Origin of the sequence: Pseudomonas sp. UBA6562 (assembly GCF_002434265.1) — a bacterium.
In the GTDB taxonomy this organism is placed as follows: domain Bacteria; phylum Pseudomonadota; class Gammaproteobacteria; order Pseudomonadales; family Pseudomonadaceae; genus Aquipseudomonas.
Genome location: NZ_DJJS01000004.1, coordinates 475301 through 498328, shown reverse-complemented (window position 1 = coordinate 498328; position 23028 = coordinate 475301). Strand labels below are relative to the sequence as shown.

Sequence of the window (23028 nt, the reverse complement as noted above, 5' to 3'; positions counted from 1 at the left end):
GCTTTGGAGAAACCATGGAAAGCCGCAATAACACATGGTCAGTAGCCTGCACTATCCGAGCACCACAACATATTACTGATGCGTTCTTACGTCATTATGCGTCTCTGAACCCTAGCAAGATTTACCTGTTCTTTGATGATGCTTCAATGGCGGATTATGATCCAAGCATTGCGCCAGGTCGTGTCATTTCATTCATATGCGATGATCATTACTGGAGAAATGTGCCAAAGATCTCTCCTACTAAACAACCAGGGGTAAGACCAACTGGCGTTGAAATTCGTCAACATACCAATATGCTATATGCTCGGGAAATCATGTCAACCGACTGGTTGCTTCATGTTGACTCAGACGAAATGCTTTTTGCGAAGAAAGATGTAAAAACAGTGCTATCTGAATTTCCGAGGCATGTATTTTCTATTTGCCTAAAAAATTATGAAGCTGTATACCCTAAAATAATCGGTGTAGGCGAAGAATTCTCTACACATTATTTCAAGCGATATTTCCCAGAAAAATCTATACTTTTAAAATACTACGCTGAAGATCTGATTTCATTTTCCCGCGGTGGTTTTTGGGGTGTCGAAACCGGAAAATCTTTTGTACGCAAGCATCCTGAAATCTTCAAGATGTCTGTTCACCGACCCATACCGCTAGATCCAAACTTAATTGCCAACGCCAAAACCAACGATCTGGAGCTACTTCACTTCGAAGGTCAAAGCTACGAACTTTTCAAAGAAAAGTGCCTACGCCGCTCAAGAAAAAAAGTGGCAACTTTGATGCCAGACAGATTCACGAAACGTCTGGAAAAAATTGAATCCGTAATTGCTTCGAGCGGCGAGCAGGGTTTGAAAGATTTATACAAATCTTTCTACGTTATGGAACCCAGCACTTTAGCTGAAGCTATAGCTGACGGTTTCGTAGAGAAGAAGGTATGGAATAAATCTCAGAGTGACGTTTCAGACCTCGTCACCGGCAATAACCCTTTAGAAGAAGAACGCTCACAAAAAATCAGCCTTTGGCATGGCACCGTAATCAGAACTTTTCATAATAACTATCTTTCCTACGACAGCGAAGATTCCAATATTTCGGTAGCTAATGCTTACCAACTTAGCCGGCCTGGTAAATTCCAGCCCCTAGAAGTTCAATTCTTAAAGAATGAAAAAGCCATCCTCTTCTATAGGAACTTTCTTGAAATCTTTTATGTTAGTCAGCCTAGCATGCAAGACAAAGTCGTTACATTTAAACCCAATAAAGATGGCATTCTAATTTTTGATGTCGTACGCACCCCTGAATATACCGACTCCTTCTTTTTGAAAACCATAAATGGATTTCTCAGGGTTTCGCCTCAAGGCCATATCACATTCGACAGCCCCGACCCTTTAGACTGGGAAAACTTGAGTGCCAAATCCGTTTACCCTCAACTTTAAATTCTAAATAAATCAGAGCGTTATAATATATAGCGCTCCCCCCATTCTTTTATTAATTTTCGGATCGCACACACTCAAACCCCAAACTTAACACATTGAGCATGGCACCCACTGAACTCTTCGATCAACCTCTACTTTAAAACCTTTATGTTTAGACTCCTTTAAATCGAGGTGATACATTGTCAGTACCTTAACCTCTTACGTTCCCATTAAGGCCCCCATGACTCGCAAAGGCATCATACTCGCGGGCGGCTCCGGCACCCGCCTCCACCCCGCCACCCTCTCCGTCTCCAAACAGCTGCTGCCTGTCTACGACAAGCCAATGATCTATTACCCGCTCAGCACCCTGCTGCTGGCCGGCATCCGCGACATCCTGATCATCTCCACCCCCCAAGACACCCCTCGCTTCCAACAGCTCCTGGGCGACGGCAGCCACTGGGGCCTGAACCTTGCCTACGCCGTACAGCCCAGCCCGGACGGCCTGGCCCAGGCGTTCACCATCGGCGCCGACTTCATCGGTAACGACCCATCGGCGCTGGTCCTTGGCGACAACATCTTCTACGGCCACGACTTCCAATCCTTGCTACGCAACGCCAACGCCCGCGACCAAGGCGCTTCGGTGTTCGCCTATCACGTGCACGACCCTGAACGGTACGGAGTCGCCGATTTCGACCAGCACGGCCGCGTACTGTCGCTGGAGGAAAAGCCCGCCGCGCCGAAGTCCAACTATGCGGTCACCGGCCTGTACTTCTACGACAACCAAGTCGTCGACCTGGCCCGTAGCCTGCGTCCCTCTGCACGAGGCGAGCTGGAAATCACCGACTTGAACATGCTCTACCTGCAACAGCAAAAGCTGCACGTCGAGATCATGGGTCGTGGTTATGCCTGGCTCGACACGGGCACGCATGACAGCCTCCTGGAGGCCGGCCAGTACATCGCCACTCTCGAACGTCGTCAGGGCCTCAAGGTCGCCTGCCCGGAAGAGATCTGCTACCGCGCGGGCTGGATCGATGCCGAGCAGCTCGAGCGCCTGGCCCAGCCGCTGGTCAAGAATGGCTATGGCCAGTACCTGCAAGGCATTCTGAAAGAGAAGGTGTTCTGATGCAGGCCGTTCGCTTGGCAATTCCCGAAGTCGTGTTGCTCACGCCGAAAGTCTTTGGCGACGACCGCGGCTTCTTCTACGAAAGCTTCAACGCACGCGCTTTCGAAGCCGCCACCGGTGTGAACCCGGACTTCGTGCAGGACAACCACTCGCGCTCCTCCAAACACGTGCTGCGTGGCCTGCATTACCAATTGCCGCCCCATGCCCAGGGCAAACTGGTGCGCGTGGTGCAGGGCGAGGTCTTCGACGTTGCGGTGGACATCCGTCGCTCTTCGCCCACCTTCGGGCAATGGGTAGGGGCGCACCTCTCGGCAGAGAACCACAATCAGCTGTGGATACCGCCGGGCTTCGCCCATGGGTTCATCACTCTGAGCGATACCGCCGAGTTCCTCTACAAGACCACTGACTTCTACTCCACGCATAGCGAGCGCTGCATCGCCTGGAACGATCCCCAGATTGGAATCGACTGGCCTGCCGACTGCGTGCCGTTGTTGTCGGGCAAGGACCAACAGGGTCTTCCCCTCGCACAAGCCGACGTGTTCGATTGAGTCTGCCGCTCAAGGCGCCACTTGCAGTAGCTCGAGCTGGCATGCGCGAATCCCGGGGCCGTTGTCGCAAGCTGGATGGCCCATGCTGACGCCGGGGAACACTTGCGATACGCTGGGGCGCCTGGGCTACGGGCGCCCTTGTGATCGGCAATGGCGCACACTAGTGCGTGGAATTACTCCATTGTCGTTCTGGTGTGTTGTACTACCGTAAACACCTAGCTCCAACCCGCAAGAGCCCCCTCCTTCGCCCCGGCTTGCGCCAGCGTGGAACTGTCCGCCTGCCCCACTGCCGAAGGGGCGCGCCAATCGGATAGGCTTTTGTACCGCGTCGGCCTGAACACGCCATGCGCGCACGGACTACACAGGGCCCCAAGCCCCTGTCAGAACCTCAAGGTAGAAAACTCTCGTGAAGATCTTAGTAACAGGTGGTGCCGGCTTCATCGGCTCGGCAGTCGTGCGACACATCATTTCCAGCACCGCAGACTCGGTGGTCAACGTCGACAAGCTGACGTACGCCGGCAACCTGGAGTCGCTGCAATCGGTCGACCAGAGCGACCGTTACGCCTTCGAGCGCGTCGACATCTGCGACCGCGAAGCGCTCGACCGCGTGTTCCGCGAGCACCAGCCTGACGCCGTCATGCACCTGGCCGCCGAATCCCACGTCGACCGTTCGATCAGCGGCCCGTCGGAGTTCATCCAGACCAACATCATCGGCACCTACACGCTGCTGGAAGCGGCACGTGGCTACTGGAACACACTGGACGAACAGCGCAAGGCGGCCTTCCGCTTCCATCACATTTCCACCGATGAAGTGTACGGCGACCTGGAAGGCCCGGAAGATCTGTTCACCGAGACCACGCCTTACCAGCCAAGCTCGCCCTACTCCGCCAGCAAGGCCAGCTCGGACCACTTGGTACGCGCCTGGGCACGCACTTACGGCTTGCCAACCCTCGTGACCAATTGCTCGAACAACTATGGTCCCTACCACTTCCCCGAGAAGCTGATCCCGCTGGTCATCCTCAATGCGTTGGAAGGCAAACCTTTGCCCATCTACGGCAAAGGCGACCAGATTCGCGACTGGCTGTATGTCGAAGACCATGCGCGCGCGCTCTACACAGTAGTCACCGAGGGCGAAGTCGGTGAAACCTACAACATCGGCGGTCACAACGAGAAGCAGAACATCGAAGTGGTGCGCACCGTATGCTCGCTGCTCGACGAACTGCGGCCCGACTCGAAATTCCGTCCCCATGCCGACCTGCTGACCTATGTGCAGGACCGCCCAGGCCACGATCTGCGCTATGCGATCGATGCCAGCAAGATCCAGCGCGAACTCGGCTGGACCCCGGAAGAAACCTTCGAATCCGGCATTCGCAAGACCGTGCAGTGGTACCTGGACAACCCTGAGTGGGTGGCCCATGTGAAAAGCGGCAGCTACCAGCAGTGGATCGACAGTAACTATGCCAAGCGCACGGACCAGGCATGAGAATCCTGCTGCTCGGTAAAAACGGCCAGGTGGGATGGGAGCTGCAACGGGCGCTGAGCGCGTTTGGTGAAGTGGTGGCGCTCGATCGCCACCGAGCTACCACGCCCTACGGTGATCTGGCAGGCGACCTGACAGACCTCGACGGCCTGCGGGCGGCCATCCGTGCGGTGTCGCCACAGGTCATCGTCAATGCGGCGGCCTACACGGCCGTCGACAAAGCCGAAAGCGAACGGGAGATGGCCCATACCGTCAACGCGCTGGCCAGCCAGTCGATGGCCGAGGAAGCCAAGCGCCTAGACGCGTGGTTGGTGCACTACTCCACCGACTACGTCTTCGACGGTACGGGCTCCACCCCGTGGAAGGAGAGCGACAACGTTGCGCCGGTCAATTACTACGGCGCGACCAAGCTCGAAGGCGAACGGCTGATCCAGGCGTCGGGCTGCAAGCATCTGATTTTCCGCACCAGCTGGGTGTATGCCGCTAGAGGCAACAACTTCGCCAAGACCATGTTGCGTCTGGCCAAAGATCGCACCACCCTCAACGTCATTGCCGACCAAGTGGGCGTGCCTACGGGGGCAGAGCTGCTCGCGGACGTGGCAGCAGCTGCGCTGCAACAAGCTTGGCACAAGCCGGAGCTGAGTGGCATCTACCACCTCGTGCCTTCCGGTGAAACGACTTGGCACGAATACGCCAGCTATGTCATTCAGTTCGCTCGGGCGCATGGCGAAACGCTTGCGGTCGAAGCGGTGAACCCGATCCCCACCCGCGAATACCCTACGCCGGCCAGCCGCCCTTTGAACTCGCGTTTGGACACCGCCAAGCTTCGTCAGGCGTTCGCACTGCACTTGCCTGATTGGCAGGGGGGCGTTACCCGCATGCTCATGGAAGCCCTGGACAAATAACCACAGCCTGTCGCAAACAAACCCTTCCAGCGGATCGTTGAAGAACTCGCTCATGCTTTGCCAGCGTGAGCCAACAGGTCGAGTCGCCGCGACCTGCGGCTCGCCCTGGCGCCCTCGCGTTGCCCCTTGCCCGATATCACTTACTCCAAACAACCTCCCCCGACGCCACACCTAGCATAAAGTTTCGAAATATTTCATCATGCCACGCTGCCATCATCCTGATGGCGCGTTCAGCTTAATGAAAGGATTCATGTTTGAGCACGTCGATCGCAACGCCGTCTTTTTCGGCCGCCCCAGCCCCTGCGCCGTCCAAGGCCCACGACGTCTCGCTCGATGTCCTGCGGCTCGTCGCCACGTTCATGGTCATCCTGATCCATGTGTCGGCTGCTGGTTTCTCCCAGAAGGCCCAGCATTGGTGGGGCGTCAATGCCTACGAAAGCCTGTCGCGCGCCAGCGTTCCGGTGTTTTTCATGATCACCGGTGCCCTGTTGCTGCCACGCGCGCACTCGATCGCCGGCGTGCTGCGGCGGGTCTGGCGCATGGCTCTTGCCTTGGGCGTCTGGTCGTTGGCGTATCTGGTGTACAACAAGTACAAGGTCACCGGCCTGTGGCTGCCGGACTTCTCCGAGCTGGGGCATTGGTGCATGGCCATCCTCAGGTGGCCCGTGGCAGGGCATCTCTGGTACCTATACACCTTGATCGCCGCCTACTTCTTCATTCCCGTGCTAGCAGGCTTTTTTCGTACCACGCCCGTGCGGTTGCAGTGCCTGGTACTGGGGGTGTGGTTGCTGGCGGCCAGCCTCGTGCCGTTTGCCGAACGGCTGTTCGGTGAAGCGCGGGTGTATGTGGACACGCGATTCTTCTACATCTACCCGGCCTACCTGCTGGCGGGTGCGTTGCTCTACCACCACCTCGCCATGCGCCGTGTGTGGCTGCTCGCCAGTGTCGTGGGGTATCTGCTGTGCACCGCAGGCACGGCGACCCTGACCTGGTACTTCTCCAAAGACGCCGCCGTCAACACCGAGCTGTACTACGAGTACTTCGCACCCATGGTGGTCGTGGCCGCCGCCTGCGTGTTCCATGGCGTGCGAGCTGCGGGCGCACGCTTCGTGGAGCGCTACCCGAACGCGCAAGGCCCTTTGGTGTTCTTCGGCAACCTAACGTTCGGCATCTACCTGATGCACCCCATGGTGATCTGGGAGCTGCACCATGCCGGCATGCCCTGGAACTTCATCAACCCCTGGCTGGCCATTCCGCTGGTGATGGCCACCGTGTTCATCATTTGCGCGAGCCTCACCTACGCGATCAAGCGCATACCGATCCTGCGCGCTGCTTTACCCGGTTGAGGGTCGTGTCGCTGTGCAGCCCAGGCCGACCCGTCCATGCGTCCAGGCCCGCACAGGGAGACAGGCCGGGCGCAGCACACAGGCAAGCAGGTCCATCCCGGTACGCCTGAACGGCCTGCCTCGAGGTGACGTGACAATGGCATCCTTTCAAGGAATACACACATGCAACGGGCCACGGACCGCGCGCTCTTCGCCAACCAACTCAGGGGATTGGCAGTGGTGGCCGTCCTTATCGTTCACTGGTGCGGCGTGTACTGGGTAGGCAGGGACACCGTGGCGTCCTATATCTACGCGCCCGTCGTCGAGGGCCCGGCGTCGAAACTGTTGCTGTGGCTCACGATCCCCACCTTCAACTACGGCCCCTTTGGCGTTTCCCTGTTCTTCCTGATCAGCGGCTTCGTCATACCCTTCTCGCTCAATCGCCTGGCGCCCGGGCCGTTTCTGGTGGCGCGTCTGCTGAGGATCTACCCGACGTACATCGTCGCCTCGCTGGTCATGCTTGTCCTGGTCTATCTGTCGAGTCGCTACTGGGGCCAGTCATTCTCGATGCCGTTGGATCGTCTGCTGGCCAATCTGCTGCTCATCCAGGGCAATGCCTCTGCGCCCTCGATCGATCTGGTGAACTGGACGCTGTCGATCGAGATCAAGTTCTACCTCATCGCCGCGCTGCTCCATCGTTCGATCAGAAGCGGCAACGTCTATCCGATCGTTCTGTTTTCGACGTTGGTACTGGTAGGCTGCGAGGCGTTTCCCGATTGGATGAGCGGCTGGGCGGTGCCGCTCGGTCTTATCGAGTCGCTGAAGACTGAGCTTATGTGCGTCATCTTCATGTTCGTCGGAACGGGGTTCTACCACCATTACACCGGCACCTACACATCCCGCCAGCTCGCCGCGTACGTGGCCATCCTGCTCACGCTGTTCCTCGTCTGCTGGCCCCATACCCAATGGCTTGCGCAAATGCCCTATGTGCCGCTGAACTACGTTTATGGGCTAGCCGTATTCACCGTGAGCTATGCGTTGCGTCGCCATTTCCGGCCGATCAAGCCGCTCGATTTCATCGCCGACATCAGCTATTCCATCTACGTGCTTCATTCGATCATCGGCTATCTGTCGATCCGTGTGCTGATGGATCGGGGCGTACCCTTCCCCGGGGCCGTGCTGCTGACGCTGGTCTTCGTGCTGGTCATGGCCTATGGACTGCACCGCTTCGTGGAAGTGCCGACGATGCGCTGGGGCAAGCACCTCGTCCGCAAGCCCGTTGCGCCTGGCACGACGGTATGAGCGCCCTACCACTACCGTCTAGCGTTGGCTAGACGCCTGGCCGGGCAACTTGGTCCTGAACCGCTGCCACACGGGCCGCTCGACGCCATAGTGGAACACACCGGCCAACAGCAGCGACCCTAGCAAAACCAGCCCTGCCTTGGGCCCGTTCGACAGCGCGTAAGGCTCCACCAGCCAGATCATCGAGAAGTGGAAGACGAACACCCCATACGACAAGGTGCCGGCGTGCCGTTGCAGGGTATTTACCCAGCCAGGTAGCCGAAGGCTCGAGAGCCACAGGATGAGGGGAAGACCGACGAGGTAGCCTACGGCCACTTCATGGTCGAAGGGGCGTCGGATCCCTTGCGCTTGCAGGCCCACGACATACGCCAGCAAGGCGATCCACACGCCGGCCAGGGCCAGGTTGCCCAGGCGGGAACGCTTTTCGATCGCCACACCGCTCAGGAAGATGAACAGCACGCCTAACAGAAGCCGGTAGCCGAAGACGTCGGTGTTCAACCAGCCGTATTGCGCGAGCGAGAACACCACCAGGCTAACGACCGCCGCGAAGATGCCCAGCCAGGGCAGCAGCATCAGCAACGGCAGGATGAGGTAGAACTGCAGTTCTGCGCCCAGCGACCAGGCCGGAGGGATCAGCGTGAAGCGATCTATGCCCGTCCACATGTAGTAGTTCAGCGGGACCACCGTCAGATTGCTTATCCAATCCACGAACCCGGGGGTCTTGCTGAGGAAGTAGGAATGCGCCCCTGTCGCCCACACGAGCCCACTGACCAGCAGAGCACACAGGTATAGAGGAAAGATCCGCAGGGCTCGGTCCTTGTAGAACCAACCCAGGGAAGGTAAGAGGCGGTCATGCGGGCGCCGTGTCCAGAGCTTGGCCACCACGTGCCCGGCCAGCATGTAGAAGATCACCACCGACCCGACGCCGACGTTCCAGCTCTTTACGTCGATGCCCATGTGGCTGACCGCTACCAGGCATGCCAGCAACAACCTCAATAAACCCATTTTCGCATAGCCTTGTAGGAAATTTCCTAAAGGCGGCATGGTACTGACATTGTGACATTACGGGTATCTACCGGCAGGACTAATCGTGAGGCCGGTAGGTCGCTGGCCCGGTCCTTCGGGCCCAGCCTGTCTTGCGGCTGCTTCAGGCTTCAGGTAGCAGGTTTGAAAGCCCAGAGTTTCAACACAAGGTAATTCAGCACCGGCACGATGAAAATCACCAGTACCAGGCCCACGGCGTAATGGAGCCCTGCGTACTCCACCCCAGAAGTGATCAGCAGGGTCAGCGCCAGCGATACCAACGATACCGTCAAGAATCGCCGGTACCCCGAGAAGGTGGCCGGCGTCCTGAAGGTGAACCGGCTGTTGAGCAGGTAGGACATCACGTTGGCGAAGCCGAAAGCGATGCCATTGGCGACGAACGCAGGCGGTGCGAGCAACTCCATCAGCGCGACGACGATGCCGGCGTGCACCAAGGTGTTGGTGACACCGACCAGGCCGAAGCGGATGAACTCGTGATACCGCGGCGGGATGAGGTGCTTCACTTGATCACGTCGCGCACGATGTACACCGGCCGGTTCTTCGACTCGGTGAAGATGCGCCCCACATACTCGCCCAAGACACCGATGCCGATCAGTTGCACGCCGCTGGCGAACAGCACCGTGATCATGATCGAGGCATAACCGGGCAGATCGCTGCCGAACAGTACGGTCTTGATCAGCAGGTAAGCGGCATACAGGAAGGAGATGGCCGAGACGGCGCAACCCAGGTAGGTCCAGACCCGTAGCGGCACCGAACTGAAACTGGTGATGCCCTCGATGGCGAAGTTCCAGAGCTTCCAGGTGTTGAAACTGGAGGCGCCGTGCTCGCGGGCGGCCACCTTGTATTCGACGGTGGCCGTACGAAAGCCTACCCAGGCGAACAGCCCCTTCATGAACCGGCGGCTCTCCGGAAGGGTTTTCAGGGCCTCGACCACCTTGCGGTCCATCAGGCGGAAATCGCCGACGTCGGCGGGGATATCGATGTCGGAGATGCGGTTGTGCACGCGGTAGAAGTAATTGGCCGTCACCTTCTGGATGGGGCGGTCGGTCTCGCGATCCACACGCTTGGCCAGCACCACTTCGGCGCCGTCTTCCCATTTGCGCACCAGGTCCAGAATCACTTCCGGCGGGTGCTGCAAATCGGAGTCGATCGGCACCACGGCATCGCCGGTGGCGAAATCCAGACCGGCCGAGAGCGCGGCTTCCTTGCCGAAGTTGCGCGACAGGTCGACGATGGTCAGGTAAGGGTTGCTCGCCTTGGCCTTGACCAGCTCGTCGTAGGTGCTGTCGCGGCTGCCGTCGTTGATGGCGATCACTTCGAGGTCGTAACGGTCCGCCAGCTCGGCGAACACTTCGTTGATGCGCGCGAAGAACGCCTGCACGCCTTTCTCTTCGTTGTAGAACGGCGATACCAACGAGATCGTGCGCTTGTTCATTTCGGTCATGGGTTCACCTTCGCAGAATCGACACGGCAGACGTGGGCAAAGTCGATCACCTTGCACTCAGGCTGGCGGTCAGCGGGGAAAAGCTGTTTGACGCGGTCGACTTCCGGGAAATCGCCCGTATTGAAGACGTACAGCGAATGCGTGGCGTCGGACCCGGCGATCTCCGCCTGTGTGCTTTCGACGCTGCAATTGGCACTCGAGCGCGACACATAACCGGTGTTGATCTTGATGTTGTGCACTGCGGCGTAGCGCATGGTCGGCATCAGGGTCTGCAACACATCCTCCCGTCCACACTTGAACTTGGGGAAGAAGTACAAATACTGCACGTCGGGAGTGGCTTGCTGGTCCCAGGTCGGCTGCGTGAGCACGGCCGCTGCCGGACGGTTGGCCACGGCCACCAGCAGGCCGCGGTAAGGCGCCAGGTCATGCACTTGCAAGGCCAGCAGCGCCAGCATGGCGAGCGCGAACAGGCCTGCGCTCAGGCGGCGATACAGGAACACGATCGAGAATATTACGATGCAGAAGCCCACTGGCCAGAAGAAACGGCCCGAGGCACGGAACTGCGAGGTGATGATGTCGAGCACGCCAGGATAGGTGAGCGACACCAGGTGGGTGGTGCCCAGGTAGATCTCGTTGGACAACGCATACACCGCGAACAACGCCATCAGCCACGTGAGCGCCTTGTGCCGCGCGAACACGCCATTGGCGCTGCGGGCATTCAACACGAAGCTCAGCGCGAAGGCCAACAGCACCCCCAGGCCCAGGTAGTTGAAACCCTCGCCCTGCCCCGGCATCTCCGGGTTGGGGAAGTGCACATGACGCCCGCCATGCAACGGCGACAGCAAGTTCATGGAGAAGACCCCGAAACCACCCTCTTTGGCGACCGTGGCGGCGCCCAGCGGGAAGATCGTGATCAGCAGACTCGCCGCCAGGATCAGGAATGGCGCACAAGCACGCAGCCCATAGCCGGGCTTGAAGCGCTGCGGGCTGCCCAGACAACTGGCCACGTAGATGGCGCTGGCCATGACGAACAGGTAGACGTTGACGTAGAAACCCGCCACCAGCAGGACGCTCCAGGCCACATGGTGGGCCTGTTCGGTCCGCCGGCAACGGAAGTACATGGCCAGGGCGCACAGTACGATCCACTGCGACATCAGCGAAACATGCGCGATGCGCGAAGTGAACTCGGGCATCGTGGTCAGGCAAACCACCAGCGCCGCCAGCGCCAGCCAGGAGCGCACGCACAACTCGCGCAGGATCCACCAGGCACAGACCGCCTGTGCGACGAAGCACAGGCCGATCCAGATGCCGAAGGGGTTGAACGGGGCGAAGCTCTTCGGCACGAACACCTTCAACAGGAAGGCATACAAAGGGATCGCATCGACGAAGGTCGCGCGCGTGCCCTGTGGGTAGTTGATGCCATCGAACGCCAGCAGCGGGTAGCTGAACGGCGCCGTGAAGAACGCATTGAAGCCCGCGAAATACTGCGTGACGTCATCGACTTCGGTCAGCCAATACGAATTGGTGCCCAGGATGAAGTCGATGGGGAAGTAACGCAGTACGAAACACAACCCAAATACCAACGCGAACGCAAAGCCCGCCCTCCCGGTTGAGACAAGCTTCAAATCCATAACGCACACATCTCACTCATTCTAATTTCAAGGCTCAGGCTGTCAGATACGCTGCAAGCGGCTGATTTCGTCGATCAATTGCGTGGCGCTCTGCTTCCAGGTCAGCCACGGCATGTCGGTCGAAGTCGGGTGTGCGCCCGTGGCGAACAGTTCGAGCCAGCGCTCGACGGTCTCGGCCAGCACCTGCGGCTCGTCGCCCTTGAAGTACAAGGCATGTTCGCCAGCCACTTCGCGGAACACCGGCAAGTCACGGGCGATGATCGGCATGCCATGCTGCGCGGCTTCGATCAGCGGCAGGCCGAACCCTTCGCCGATCGATGCGGCGATCAGGCATTGGCTGTTTTGGTAGACGTGCTCCAGGTACTCATCGCTGACCCCGTCGAGCCACAACAGCCGCTTGCCGAACTGTGGGTGCGCTTCGATACGGCTGGCCAGATCGTCGACCAGCCAACCGCGCTTGCCCACGATGATCAGGTTCGCTTTGACATCCGCCTCCCACAGCTGCTCGAACGCGGCAAACGCCTGGGCGTGGCCCTTGCGTGGCTCGAGCGTGCCGACCATGAGGAAGTTCGGGTTCGCTTCCAGCACTTCGATGTGCAGGGCTGGGTCTTCGGGAACGCCAGTGGACGGTACCGACTGGTCGATGTCCGCCCCCAGGTGGAAGGCGCCGATACGTAGCGGGCGCTGGCGCGCCGGGCCATGCTCGGTCATCCATTCGCTCAGCTCGTCGGCCACCGCCTGGGAAATGCACAGGGCGCCGTCATAGCGGGCGATGGTGCCGATCCAGTTCACGTAGTGCTGGTACAGGTGATCGGAGAAGCAATGGCGCATCTGCAGGATCAACAAGTCGTAGACCACGAAGTAGACGCTGACGCCATGGGCATGCAGGGTGTCGAAATACGGTTGGCGCTGGGGTAGCACATCCAGCAGCAGGTCCAGGCAGATGTAGACGTCGCCTGCGCGATAGTCGAGCGCTTCGTCCTGCGCCTGGCCGGCGTCGTGACCAAGGAACTGCGCGGTGAACTGGGTCGCGTACCGGTAGAAGGACTCTTCGACCTTGGTGTACACCGGCTGGACCTGGTAGCCCGCCGGCGGGTGGCTCAGCCACTCGAGCAGGATACTGCGCACTACGCGCTGGATACCGCTCTTGCCGTCGTGCCGGCACAGTTGCGAGATGTCCACCAACAGCCGCGGCATGCCCGAAGGGCCTTGAACGGAATAGTCGATGGCCTTGGCCAGTCGGGCGATGTCCAGGCCGCCGTTGTGCAGCTGTCCGGTGGCCAGGAGCGATTCGATCAGGGCCGGGACGGCGTCGACGACCGGCTGGGCCTCGGCGGAACGTTGGTCACGTTCGGCCACCGCACGCTCGAAGGCCTCGACCGCGATCTTGCCGGTACGGTCCCAGGAGAACAGCTTGGCGCGTTGCAGACCATGCACGGTCAGCGCCGCACGGAACTCGTCGTCGACCAGCGCCTGCTTCATCTTGGCGGCGATGGCCTTGACGCTCATCGGGTCGAAGGTGGCTTCTTCCCAGCCAATCACTTCCGGCACGCTCGAGGTGTTGGCACCGATCACCGGCGCCCCGCACTTCATGGCTTCGAGCGGCGGCAGGCCGAAGCCTTCGTGCCAGGACGGGAACACGTACAGCTGGCAGGTGTTGTACAGGGCGACCAGTTCATCGTCGGTGATGAAGCCGGTGAACACCAGGTCGTCCTCTTGCAACCCTTCACCCAGGGCTTCGGCACGGTAACGCTCGATGATGTGGTTGGACATCTTGCCGGCGAATACCAGCTGGATGTCGGGGAGGTCACGCTTGACCTGGGTGAAGGCCTTGATCAGGCGTGTCAGGTTCTTGCGCTCGTCGGCGCCGCCGGAGTACAGCACGAAGGCGTCGCGCAGGCTGAACTTGGCTGCCAGGACGTCGCGCTCCTCGCCGCTCAACGGAATCGGGTGGAAGATCTCGTCCGCTGCGCTGGAGACGTTGACCACGTTGGCTTCGTCGAGCGACAGCAACGACAAGGCTTCTGCACGCGCAGCCTCGGAGATCGGCAACAGCACATCGTAGTGCTTGAAGGCTTCGACCTTGTCCATGTAGTAGGTCTTGTACCCGGCGTGGGTCAGGTACTGGTTGGGGCTGACCAGCGGAATCAGGTCATACAGCGTGGCGCTGACCAGTGCGTGCTTGTCCAGCAGCGGGTCGCCGATGACTGCGTCGTCGACGAACCCTTCCAATGGGCTGGTGATGTGCACGATGTCCGGCTGCAATGCGTCGATGCAGGCCTGACGGATGCGCTCGGCGACTTCGCTGCGCGGAATGTTTTCGGCATGGATGTTCGACACAGGGCCATCGGCGTACCACACGCGGATATGGCTCTGCGGCAGCAGGTCGGCAAAAGCGGTGCGGATGCTCTCGATGCCTTCGGGGAGCATGCCGTTGAGCACCAAGTACACCTCATGGCCGGCGCTGTTGCGCACGATGCCTTGGGCGAGCGAGACGCTGTAGCGGCCGATGCCTCGGAAACGGCTCTCGGTTTGAGCGCCTTGCATGTCAATCACGATACGCATCAGTTCTGGCTCTTCTTGATGGCGGCCCAGAGCGCCTGCTCGATGGTGCGGCCTCTGGCTGTCAGGGGGGCTTGGTCGACCATCGGCGGCAGCGGCGCGACGCTGCCATCGGCGGCCGGCTGTGGGGCCTGGGTGCTGCGATTGAGGTTGTACAGCTTTTCCGTCAGTCGCGGGCAACGGCCGAGCAGCGCCATGACCACGCGGCGCATTGCCGGGCGACGAGCCAGCCACAGACGGGCGTGGGGCAGGCTGCGGCCGAGCATCGAGCGGGCGATGTGCTTGGGTGCACGCACACCACGGCCCAACAAACGCAACGGGCCGGTAACCCGCCACGAGGTGCTCTCGCGCAGCGTTTGCACGTATTGCTCATGCTGGTTCGCGCGCAGGAACCAGGTGTGGGCATTGCCCAGGGACTGGTTCAGCTGGGCTTCCAGATCGGTGGCCCGCAGGTACCAGGTGTGGGCGTTGTTCAGCGACTGGTTGAGCTCGGCTTCCAGGTCGGAGGTGCGCTTGCCCGAGGTCAGGTTGCTGCCAATGGACTGCTCGAGGTCGGCTTGCAACGCTGCGGTGCGCTCTACGAGCTCTTGATGCCCGCGCTGTAGCTCGGCGCTCTGCTGCAAGAGCAGAGCGTTCTGCTCTTGGGTCAGGGCTGCTTGATTGCGCAATGCGTCCATGTCGAGCGCGTGACGCTCCTGGATCAGGCGCAGTTGTTCGGTCTGCTGGCAATGCGCGTTGTTCAGTTGCTGGGTGTGGTGGCGGTGCGCGTGCTCGAGCGCCTCGCTGAACTGTTCGCGGGTCATGAGCTGCTCGCGGCTCGTGGCCACTTCATGCTCCAGGCCTGCCAGACGATGCTCGAGGGCATGGTCGTAACGCGCCGCCAGTTGGTCGAGGGCCATCCCGTAGGCCGCTTCGAACGCCTCTTCGAACGCCGTGAGGGACTCGGGCGCAGCCTGCTTCTGGGCGACGATGGCATAGTCGGGGCTGGTGCCGGTGAGCACATCCAGCACGCCCAGGCGTCGGCTCTGGTCGTGCAGCTCGGCAGGCTCTTGCAAGCGCACGATCTTCGCCCTTGCGAAGCCGCTGTACTCGGCCAGGAACGACAGCAACAGGCTGGGCAGCGGGCGCTCGTGGGTCGGGTCCAGGTAGAAGCTGTTGGTGCCGACGACCAGGCTCTCGGCGTTGGGCGTCTCGAGGATCAACAGGCCCGCCGGGCGCAATACGCGCAGGGCTTGGGCAACCAGTTCCTGCAACACCTCGAACGGCAGGTGCTCGGCAATGTGGAAACCGGTGACCGCTACCTGGCTGGCGTCGGGCAGCTCGCGCAGGGCGCTGATCGCGTCGATGTTGCGGGCCGGCAAACCCGATGCGCGGCAAGCTTCGAGCATGCCTTCGTCGAGATCGACGCCCATGGGCGCATAGCCTTCGCGCATCAGCAGCTCGAGCCACTCCCCTCGCCCACAGCCCAGGTCGAGTATCGGGTAGTCCGTATACAGGTCCTTGAGCGGTGCGAGAAACGGCAGGTACGCTTCGAGACGTTGGCTGATCAGTTCCCGAGAACCGCGATAGCGGTCCTCGAAGCCCCGGTAGAAACCGTCCATCATTTGCACTCCACGGTCGGAGGAATCCACGCCAGGCCCACGAAGGTACTCTCCGACATGTTCACGACGTTGAAGAGCAGCGCCAGGTCGCGCCACTCGTAATTGTTTGCGATGTGGTTGTCGCTGGCGTGCAGCGCCACCGCCACCGAGTACGACCCCACCCCCAGGTTGGCCGGGAAACGGAAGCGATAGGACAGCCGCTGCCCTTCTTCCAGGTCGCTGCGCACGCACTTGAGGTGGTGGGTGTTGGTGCCGTAGACGTCTTGGCCGAGGCGGTCCTTGATCACGTAGCCAACCACCAGTTCGGGCAGCGGCGCGTTGATCCGCACGTCGATCGCCAAGCACACTTCGTCGCCCACGCCTACGTACTCGACCGGCGCGCCCTCGTGGTTGTGGAGTGCAATGCGCTCCAGGCTGGCCTTGCCGTTGCCCGAACGCGTCTGCACGCCGCCTTCGGCCAGGGTCGTCACCTCGACGGTGGCGTTTTCCTTCTGCGCGATGATGGCGTTGTAGTAGTCCATGACCTCTTCTGGCGCACCGTCACGGATCACGGTGCCGCCGTCGAGCAGGATGGCGCGGTTGCACAGGGCCTGGATCGAACCACGGTCGTGGGACACGATCAGCAAGGTGGTACCGGCCTTCTGGAAGGCTTTGATACGCCCGAAGCTCTTGTGCTGGAAATAGCTGTCGCCGACTGACAGGGCTTCGTCGATGATCAGGATCTCCGGGCGGAAGGCCGTCGCCACAGCAAACGCCACGCGCATCTGCATGCCGCTGGAGTAGGTGCGCACCGCCTGGTCGAAGTACTCGCCGATCTCGGCGAAGGCTTCGATGTCGTCGATCACGCCATCGATCTGCTCGGTGTTGAAGCCCATCAGACCGGCCGCGTGGTAGGCGTTCTGGCGTCCGGTCAACTCACCGTTGAAACCCATGCCCAGCTCGAGGATCGCAGCAATCCGCCCGTTGACCTGCACCTTGCCTTCGGTGGGTTGCAGAGTGCCGGTGATCATCTTCAACAAGGTGGACTTGCCGGCGCCGTTCTGGCCGACCAAGCCGATGGCTTCGCCTGGCTGGATGTCGAAGCTGACATGCTTGAGCACCCAGTGCTCCTGGCTCGGCTTGACCGGCACGTAGCACCAGCGCGCGATGCGCTGCCACTCGGATCGGTAGGTGCGGTAGGCTTTGCCGACGTTGTCGACACGCAAGAGGCTCATAGTGAATCCACCATTTCAGGCGAGGCCCGACGGAACAGGAACAGGCCTACCAGCATGAGCCCAAGGGCGATCAGCAGTACGATGCCGACCTGCTGTAGGTCAGGCGCGGTCTTGTAGACCATGACGTTGTGGTAGGCGGTAACGATGGGATACATCGGGTTGATGCCGACGGTGCCCTTGAGGTAATCGGGAATGATGTTCACCGAGTAGACGATCGGTGTGAACCAGAACCAGACCTGCATGACGATGGGAATGACCTGCCCGATGTCGCGCAGGAACACGTTCAGCACGCCGATCACCAAGCCGATGCCCACGCCCAGGGCGACGATCACCAAGGTCAGTGGCAACAGCCAGAGCATCTGCACACTGGGCGCATGGCCGAGCACCGTGAAGATCACCAAAACCGCCAAAAACAGCAGCAGGTTGTTCAGCAAACACGAACCCACCACGATCACCGGCAAGGCGATGCGCGGAAAGCGCATCTTCTTCATCAGGTTGCCCTGCTCGATGAACACCGTCAGGCAACGCCCGACGATCTCGGAGAACAGGTTCCAGGCCAGGATGCCGGCGATCAGGTAGAGCGCATAGGCGTACTTGTTCTCGATGCCCGGCAGGCGCGCGCCGAGCACGTTGGACAGGATCAAGGCATAGATCGCGACCTGGGCCAGCGGGTGGATGATCATCCACAGGCCACCGAGCTTGCTGCGCGCGAACCGTGAGATGAACTCGTTCTTGATGGAAGTGAGGATAAAGCTCCGGTATTCCCAGACGCCTCGGATCATGCCAAACATAGTTATCCTTGAATCAGACGTTCGATTTCAGCGACACGTTGGGTGACCAGGGCTTCGTCGCCACGGCTCTCGACGTTCAGGCGCAGCAACGGCTCGGTGTTGGAGCCGCGCAGGCTGAAGCGCCAGTCGGCGAAGGCCACGCTGATGCCGTCGGTGCGGTCGACCTCCGGGGCCTGGGGCAGGTAGAAGGCCAGGACCTTTTCCACCGACGCCTTGACGTCGTCGACCTGGTAGTTGATCTCGCCACTGCACGGAAACGCCGCGATGCGCTCGTCCACCAGTTGCGCCAAGGTCTTGCCACTGACGCTCATCAGCTCGGCCACCAGCAGCCAAGGAATGTTGCCGCTGTCGCAGTAGGCGAAGTCGCGGAAGTAGTGGTGGGCGCTCATTTCGCCGCCGTATACCGCGTCTTCGGCGCGCATGCGTTCCTTGATGAAGGCGTGGCCGGTCTTGCTCTGGATGGCGTGGCCACCGGCGGCCTGCACCTGTTCGATGGTGTTCCAGGTCAGGCGCGGGTCGTGGATGATCTTGCTGCCTGGGTGCTTGCGCAGCAGCATCTCGGCCAGCAGGCCAACCAGGTAGTAGCCCTCGATGAAGCGGCCCTGGCCGTCGAAGAAGAAGCAGCGGTCGAAGTCGCCATCCCAGGCCAGGCCCAGGTCGGCTTGTCGCTCGAGCACGGCGTTGCGGGTCAGTTCACGATTTTCCGGCAGCAGCGGGTTGGGCACGCCGTTGGGGAATTCGCCATCCGGCTCGCCGTTGATGACGTCGATGTGCAACGGCAGGCGTGCCTTGAGCAGTTCGATCACCGGGCCTACGGCACCATTGCCTGGATCGGCCAGGACTTTCAGCGGCTTGAGCGCCGACACGTCGATGTAGGTCAGCAAATGGTCGATGTAGGCGGTCTTGTCGAAGGCCTCGTGGACTTGGCCCTTGCTGGCAGCCACATCGCCCAGTTCGCCGGCTTCGACACGGTCGCGAATGGCGAACAGCCCCGAGTCGCCGCTGATCGGCTTGGAGTGCTCGCGCACCAGCTTCATGCCGTTGTAGCCCTTGGGGTTGTGGCTGGCGGTGATCATGATGCCGCCATCGGCCTTCAGGTGGCTGGTGGCGAAATAGACTTCCTCGGTGCCGCACAGACCAATGTCCAGCACGTCGGCGCCGGCCTCGGTCAGGCCGCGGGTCAGGGCTTGGGCCAACATCGGGCTTTCCAGACGCATGTCACGCCCTACGACGTAACGCATGCCGCCCAGTTCGGCGACCAACGCGCGACCGATGCGGTAGGCGACGTCTTCATTGAGATCGGCAGGGACCTGGCCACGGATGTCGTAGGCTTTGAAGCAGCGGGTCTGGATAGATGGGTACATGGTTCTCACTTTGACGAGCCGCCCGTAGGCAGCGATCGATGTGTAAGGTAGCCGCTCGAGGTCATGACCGATGGTCAACGGCCCGTGATACTCGAGGGAGCATCACGGGCCGAGCGGGAAACGCTGGGTATCAGCCGGTGCAACGACCGTAGATGTCCTCAAAACGGACGATGTCGTCTTCGCCGAGGTAGTCGCCGCTTTGCACTTCGATCAGGACCAGGTCGATGACGCCCGGGTTTTCCAGTCGGTGCGTGTGGCCTGCACGGATGAACGTGGATTCATTGGTGTGCAGCATCATCTGCTTGTCGTCGTTGACCACAACGGCAGTACCGCTGACCACAATCCAGTGCTCGCTGCGGTGATGGTGCATTTGCAGCGACAGCGACGCCTTGGGCTTGACCACGATGCGCTTGATCTTGAAGCGGTCGCCGTTTTCCAGGGTCGTGTAGGTGCCCCAAGGGCGATGCACGGTGCGGTGCAGCTGGTGCAGGGTATGGCCCTTGCTCTTGAGCTGGCCGACGATGTGCTTGACGTCCTGGGCGTGATCCTTGTGGGCGATCATCACCGCGTCAGGGGTGTCGATCACCAGCAGGTCCTCGACGCCGACCAGCGCGGTGAGGCGGTCTTCGCTGTTGACGTAATTGTTGCGCGAGGCGTGTGCCAGCACTTCACCTTCGAAGCGGTTGCCATCGGCGTCCGCCGGGGTGAGTTCGCTGACGGCGTTCCACGAGCCGATGTCGCTCCAGCCGATGTCGCACGGCACGGTAGCGACGCGCTCGGAGCGCTCCATCAGGGCGTAGTCGATGGAAATGTCCGGGACTTGGGCGAAGCTGTCCGGGTCTACGCTCAGGCAGCTGTAGTCCTTGCCCTCGGCCAGACGCGACTGGCGCTTGGCGTGGGCAGCGGCCTCCAACACATCGGGCGAATGCTTTTCGAACTCTTCCAGCACCGTGCCGACGCGGAAGCAGAACATGCCGGAGTTCCAGAAGTAGTTGCCGGCGGCCACGTAGGATTCGGCCAGCTCGAGGTTCGGCTTTTCGACGAAGCGTGCCACCTTCAGACCCTGTGGCAGCTCGCCTGCCTGGCCCGCCTCGATGTAACCGAAGCCGGTTTCGGGATACTGGGGTTTGATGCCGAAGGTCACCAGCCAGCCATTGCTCGACAGCTCGACCGCTTTCGACACGGCCTCGGCAAAGGCAGCCTCGTTTTGGATCAGGTGATCGGCGGCCAGCACCAGCATGTGCGCGTCGGCGCCATGGCTGTCACGCAGTTGCAAAGCAGCCAGCGCCACGGCTGCGGCCGTGTTGCGGCCGAAAGGCTCGAGAATGAAGGCTTGCGCAAGACCGTTTTGCTGGACGCCACGGTATTCGTCTTCGGTCTTGAACAGCAATTCGCGGTTGGTGACGGTCAGCACTTCCGAGACGCCTGGCAGATTCGAAGCACGCAGGAACGTCTTTTGGATCAGGTTCTGACCATCGGGCAAGGTCATGAATGGCTTGGGGTGGGCCTCACGCGAAACGGGCCACAACCGGCTGCCCACGCCGCCTGACAAAATTACGGGTATCAAGTCCATATCTTATAATCCTGCTAGCCATTGGCATGGCACATAGACGAAACGCAAAGTACTTCAGCAACGGTTTGCCGCTTCGCATCTTTAACGTTCAAGTTTCCTTGTTGATCCAGCTGCTTGGCTCCAAGCGAGCATAGAGGCAGGCACATCCCAGAATTCGAGGGGCACAAGAATATCAGAGAACATTGCTCGAGGCTTGCTCACGGGAGGGGCAATTGGGCTATCCGTTGCTGCGCCTTGGACAGCAATGAGAGTCATTCGATCTGTACGTCGAGCGCTTTTTTTGCATAAATCTCGCGCAGGCGTGCCGCCAGCGCGCGCCGAGCAGGCGGATCGCCATGCACGAGACGGATGCGTGCCGGCCACACGGCCATGCCGGTGACAAAATCGACCAATCCCTGCTGGTCAGCATGTGCCGAATAGCCCGGCACCGTAAACACCTTGGCGCGGATCTCGTAAGGCTGCCCGTCCAGGTCGATCGACACGAAACCAGCCGCGCCGGCACTGGCCTGGATCACGGCGCCTGGTGTGCCTTTGGCTTGAAAACCAACGAACACCACCTCATGCCGAGGATCGCCCAGCATGGCTTTCAGGTACGCCACGATGCGTCCGCCCGAACACATGCCATTGCCGGCAATGACGATCGCAGGCTTGCCCGTGCTCTTGAGATAGTTGACCACCTGCTGGTGCTGGCCGTGGGTATCGATACCGATCAACTGCTCGAAGCCCAGCGGCGCCCGCCCCGCCCGCAAGCGCTGGCTTGCCTGATCGTTCCAGTGGTCGCTCAGATCGCGATAGACCTGGGTGATGCGTTGGGCGAGCGGCGAGTCGAGGATGATCGGCAGCTGCGCCCAGTCCAGCACGTCCAGCGGGTCGTCGGAGGGGCTGGCCTGGCCCTGCTGGCGTAGCGCCTTGCGATGCAGGATGTCCTCGAGGTCGAACAGCAGTTCTTGCGTACGCCCCAAACTGAATGCAGGAATCAATACGGTGCCCCGGTCGGCCAGTGCTCGGTCGATGATGGCTTCGAGGGCGTCGCGACGTTCGCCACGGGCACCGTGCAACCTATCGCCATAGGTGCTTTCGAGGACCAGTAGATCCGCCCGCTCGGGTGGCTCGACCGGGCGCAGCATGGCGCTATCGCTGGCACCCAGATCCCCTGAGAACACGATTCGAGTACCCTGCTCGCCCGCCGAATCGAGCACATCGCATTCCACATAGGCCGAGCCGAGCAGATGCCCCGCTCGCCGCAGGCGCATGCGACACACCAAGCCCGGACGCTCGACGAGGCTGTGCCAATGATCGAACGGCAAGGGCTGCAAACGCGCCTGCACGAACGCCAGGTAACGGGCAATCTCGGCAGGATCGTTGCTGATGCTCAACTTATAGGCATCTTCCAGAACCAGCGGCAGGAGTTTGGCAGACGGTTGACTGCACAGGATCGGCCCTCGATAACCCGCTGCGAACAGTGCGGGCAGGCGACCGACGTGATCCAGGTGGACGTGGGTCAGCACCACGGCTTCTATACCGGTGATGTCGAATGCGACGCTTTGCAGGCCGAGGGCCGCGTGCGCGCCTTGCTCCAAGCCGCAATCGATGAGCAGGCTGGTAGCAGCGTCAAGGTGCAGTTGGTGGCAGGAGCCGGTGACCGTTTGGTCTCCGCCATGGTGGGAAAGGTTGGGATAAGGCATTGCAATGCGCGCTCTGCAAAGGCAAGGCGCGGT

18 protein-coding genes are annotated in these 23028 nt (G+C 60.6%); 7 read left to right on the top strand and 11 right to left on the bottom strand.

Annotation, left to right across the window (positions count from 1 at the left end; all coding sequences use genetic code 11):
- Positions 1-14 precede the first annotated feature (14 nt).
- The 7 genes from B4M43_RS06515 to B4M43_RS06485 all read left to right on the top strand — a co-directional run bounded on the left by B4M43_RS06515 (position 15) and on the right by B4M43_RS06485 (position 8086).
- Complete coding sequence (locus B4M43_RS06515) at positions 15-1424, top strand: glycosyltransferase family 2 protein (protein ID WP_296265260.1); 1410 nt, start codon at positions 15-17, stop codon at positions 1422-1424.
- 220 nt (positions 1425-1644) lie between these two features.
- Entirely contained in the window at positions 1645-2526 is an 882-nt protein-coding gene (rfbA, locus tag B4M43_RS06510; RefSeq protein WP_296265258.1) for a glucose-1-phosphate thymidylyltransferase RfbA, read from the top strand.
- Entirely contained in the window at positions 2526-3074 is a 549-nt protein-coding gene (rfbC, locus tag B4M43_RS06505; protein ID WP_296265256.1) for a dTDP-4-dehydrorhamnose 3,5-epimerase, read from the top strand. Before rfbA ends, rfbC begins: the two co-directional genes overlap by 1 nt.
- A 406-nt stretch (positions 3075-3480) precedes the next feature.
- Entirely contained in the window at positions 3481-4557 is a 1077-nt protein-coding gene (gene rfbB / locus B4M43_RS06500; RefSeq protein WP_296265253.1) for a dTDP-glucose 4,6-dehydratase, read from the top strand.
- A complete protein-coding gene (gene rfbD / locus B4M43_RS06495) occupies positions 4554-5459 on the top strand; it encodes a dTDP-4-dehydrorhamnose reductase (protein ID WP_296265251.1) in 906 nt (301 codons plus the stop codon). Before rfbB ends, rfbD begins: the two co-directional genes overlap by 4 nt.
- A gap of 254 nt (positions 5460-5713) precedes the next feature.
- A complete protein-coding gene (locus B4M43_RS06490; protein ID WP_296265250.1) occupies positions 5714-6805 on the top strand; it encodes an acyltransferase in 1092 nt (363 codons plus the stop codon).
- A gap of 162 nt (positions 6806-6967) precedes the next feature.
- The gene (locus B4M43_RS06485; RefSeq protein ID WP_296265248.1) at positions 6968-8086 is read left to right on the top strand and encodes an acyltransferase family protein; all 1119 of its coding nucleotides are present in this window, start codon (positions 6968-6970) and stop codon (positions 8084-8086) included.
- An 18-nt stretch (positions 8087-8104) separates the two neighbouring features.
- Here the strand turns inward: B4M43_RS06485 and B4M43_RS06480 are convergent, their stop codons facing one another.
- From B4M43_RS06480 to B4M43_RS06430, 11 genes are all read right to left on the bottom strand, one after another.
- On the bottom strand, positions 8105-9091 hold the full coding sequence (locus B4M43_RS06480) for an acyltransferase family protein (protein ID WP_296265352.1): 987 nt from the start codon (positions 9089-9091) through the stop codon (positions 8105-8107).
- A gap of 149 nt (positions 9092-9240) precedes the next feature.
- A complete protein-coding gene (locus B4M43_RS06475; RefSeq protein WP_296265246.1) occupies positions 9241-9633 on the bottom strand; it encodes a GtrA family protein in 393 nt (130 codons plus the stop codon).
- A complete protein-coding gene (locus B4M43_RS06470) occupies positions 9630-10574 on the bottom strand; it encodes a glycosyltransferase family 2 protein (RefSeq protein ID WP_296265244.1) in 945 nt (314 codons plus the stop codon). The genes B4M43_RS06475 and B4M43_RS06470 overlap by 4 nt, the downstream gene beginning before the upstream one ends.
- On the bottom strand, positions 10571-12145 hold the full coding sequence (locus B4M43_RS06465) for a DUF6311 domain-containing protein (protein WP_296265242.1): 1575 nt from the start codon (positions 12143-12145) through the stop codon (positions 10571-10573). Before B4M43_RS06465 ends, B4M43_RS06470 begins: the two co-directional genes overlap by 4 nt.
- A 102-nt stretch (positions 12146-12247) precedes the next feature.
- Complete coding sequence (locus B4M43_RS06460) at positions 12248-14770, bottom strand: glycosyltransferase family 4 protein (protein WP_296265240.1); 2523 nt, start codon at positions 14768-14770, stop codon at positions 12248-12250.
- Positions 14770-16371, bottom strand: a complete 1602-nt coding sequence (locus B4M43_RS06455; RefSeq protein ID WP_296265238.1) for a methyltransferase domain-containing protein — start codon at positions 16369-16371, stop codon at positions 14770-14772. The genes B4M43_RS06460 and B4M43_RS06455 overlap by 1 nt, the downstream gene beginning before the upstream one ends.
- Positions 16368-17582: an ABC transporter ATP-binding protein gene (locus B4M43_RS06450; RefSeq protein ID WP_296265236.1), complete on the bottom strand. Its 1215-nt coding sequence runs from the start codon at positions 17580-17582 to the stop codon at positions 16368-16370. Before B4M43_RS06450 ends, B4M43_RS06455 begins: the two co-directional genes overlap by 4 nt.
- Positions 17579-18373: an ABC transporter permease gene (locus B4M43_RS06445; protein ID WP_296265233.1), complete on the bottom strand. Its 795-nt coding sequence runs from the start codon at positions 18371-18373 to the stop codon at positions 17579-17581. The genes B4M43_RS06450 and B4M43_RS06445 overlap by 4 nt, the downstream gene beginning before the upstream one ends.
- 2 nt (positions 18374-18375) lie before the next feature.
- Positions 18376-19737, bottom strand: coding sequence for a phosphomannomutase (locus tag B4M43_RS06440; RefSeq protein ID WP_296265231.1), 1362 nt, complete (start codon positions 19735-19737; stop codon positions 18376-18378).
- A 130-nt stretch (positions 19738-19867) separates the two neighbouring features.
- Entirely contained in the window at positions 19868-21310 is a 1443-nt protein-coding gene (locus B4M43_RS06435; protein ID WP_296265229.1) for a mannose-1-phosphate guanylyltransferase/mannose-6-phosphate isomerase, read from the bottom strand.
- Between the two features lie 251 nt (positions 21311-21561).
- Positions 21562-22995, bottom strand: a complete 1434-nt coding sequence (locus tag B4M43_RS06430) for an MBL fold metallo-hydrolase RNA specificity domain-containing protein (RefSeq protein ID WP_296265227.1) — start codon at positions 22993-22995, stop codon at positions 21562-21564.
- Positions 22996-23028 lie beyond the last annotated feature (33 nt).

Bases quoted from the DNA above. Each gene is read 5' to 3' on its own strand.
- B4M43_RS06470 (WP_296265244.1), bottom strand. From the start codon at position 10,574: ATGACCGAAATGAACAAGCGCACGATCTCGTTGGTATCGCCGTTCTAC.
- rfbC (WP_296265256.1), top strand. From the start codon at position 2,526: ATGCAGGCCGTTCGCTTGGCAATTCCCGAAGTCGTGTTGCTCACGCCG.
- B4M43_RS06515 (WP_296265260.1), top strand. From the start codon at position 15: ATGGAAAGCCGCAATAACACATGGTCAGTAGCCTGCACTATCCGAGCA.
- B4M43_RS06480 (WP_296265352.1), bottom strand. From the start codon at position 9,091: ATGGGTTTATTGAGGTTGTTGCTGGCATGCCTGGTAGCGGTCAGCCAC.
- B4M43_RS06460 (WP_296265240.1), bottom strand. From the start codon at position 14,770: ATGCGTATCGTGATTGACATGCAAGGCGCTCAAACCGAGAGCCGTTTC.
- B4M43_RS06430 (WP_296265227.1), bottom strand. From the start codon at position 22,995: ATGCCTTATCCCAACCTTTCCCACCATGGCGGAGACCAAACGGTCACC.
- rfbD (WP_296265251.1), top strand. From the start codon at position 4,554: ATGAGAATCCTGCTGCTCGGTAAAAACGGCCAGGTGGGATGGGAGCTG.
- B4M43_RS06435 (WP_296265229.1), bottom strand. From the start codon at position 21,310: ATGGACTTGATACCCGTAATTTTGTCAGGCGGCGTGGGCAGCCGGTTG.
- B4M43_RS06455 (WP_296265238.1), bottom strand. From the start codon at position 16,371: ATGATGGACGGTTTCTACCGGGGCTTCGAGGACCGCTATCGCGGTTCT.
- B4M43_RS06445 (WP_296265233.1), bottom strand. From the start codon at position 18,373: ATGTTTGGCATGATCCGAGGCGTCTGGGAATACCGGAGCTTTATCCTC.
- B4M43_RS06450 (WP_296265236.1), bottom strand. From the start codon at position 17,582: ATGAGCCTCTTGCGTGTCGACAACGTCGGCAAAGCCTACCGCACCTAC.
- B4M43_RS06485 (WP_296265248.1), top strand. From the start codon at position 6,968: ATGCAACGGGCCACGGACCGCGCGCTCTTCGCCAACCAACTCAGGGGA.
- rfbA (WP_296265258.1), top strand. From the start codon at position 1,645: ATGACTCGCAAAGGCATCATACTCGCGGGCGGCTCCGGCACCCGCCTC.
- B4M43_RS06440 (WP_296265231.1), bottom strand. From the start codon at position 19,737: ATGTACCCATCTATCCAGACCCGCTGCTTCAAAGCCTACGACATCCGT.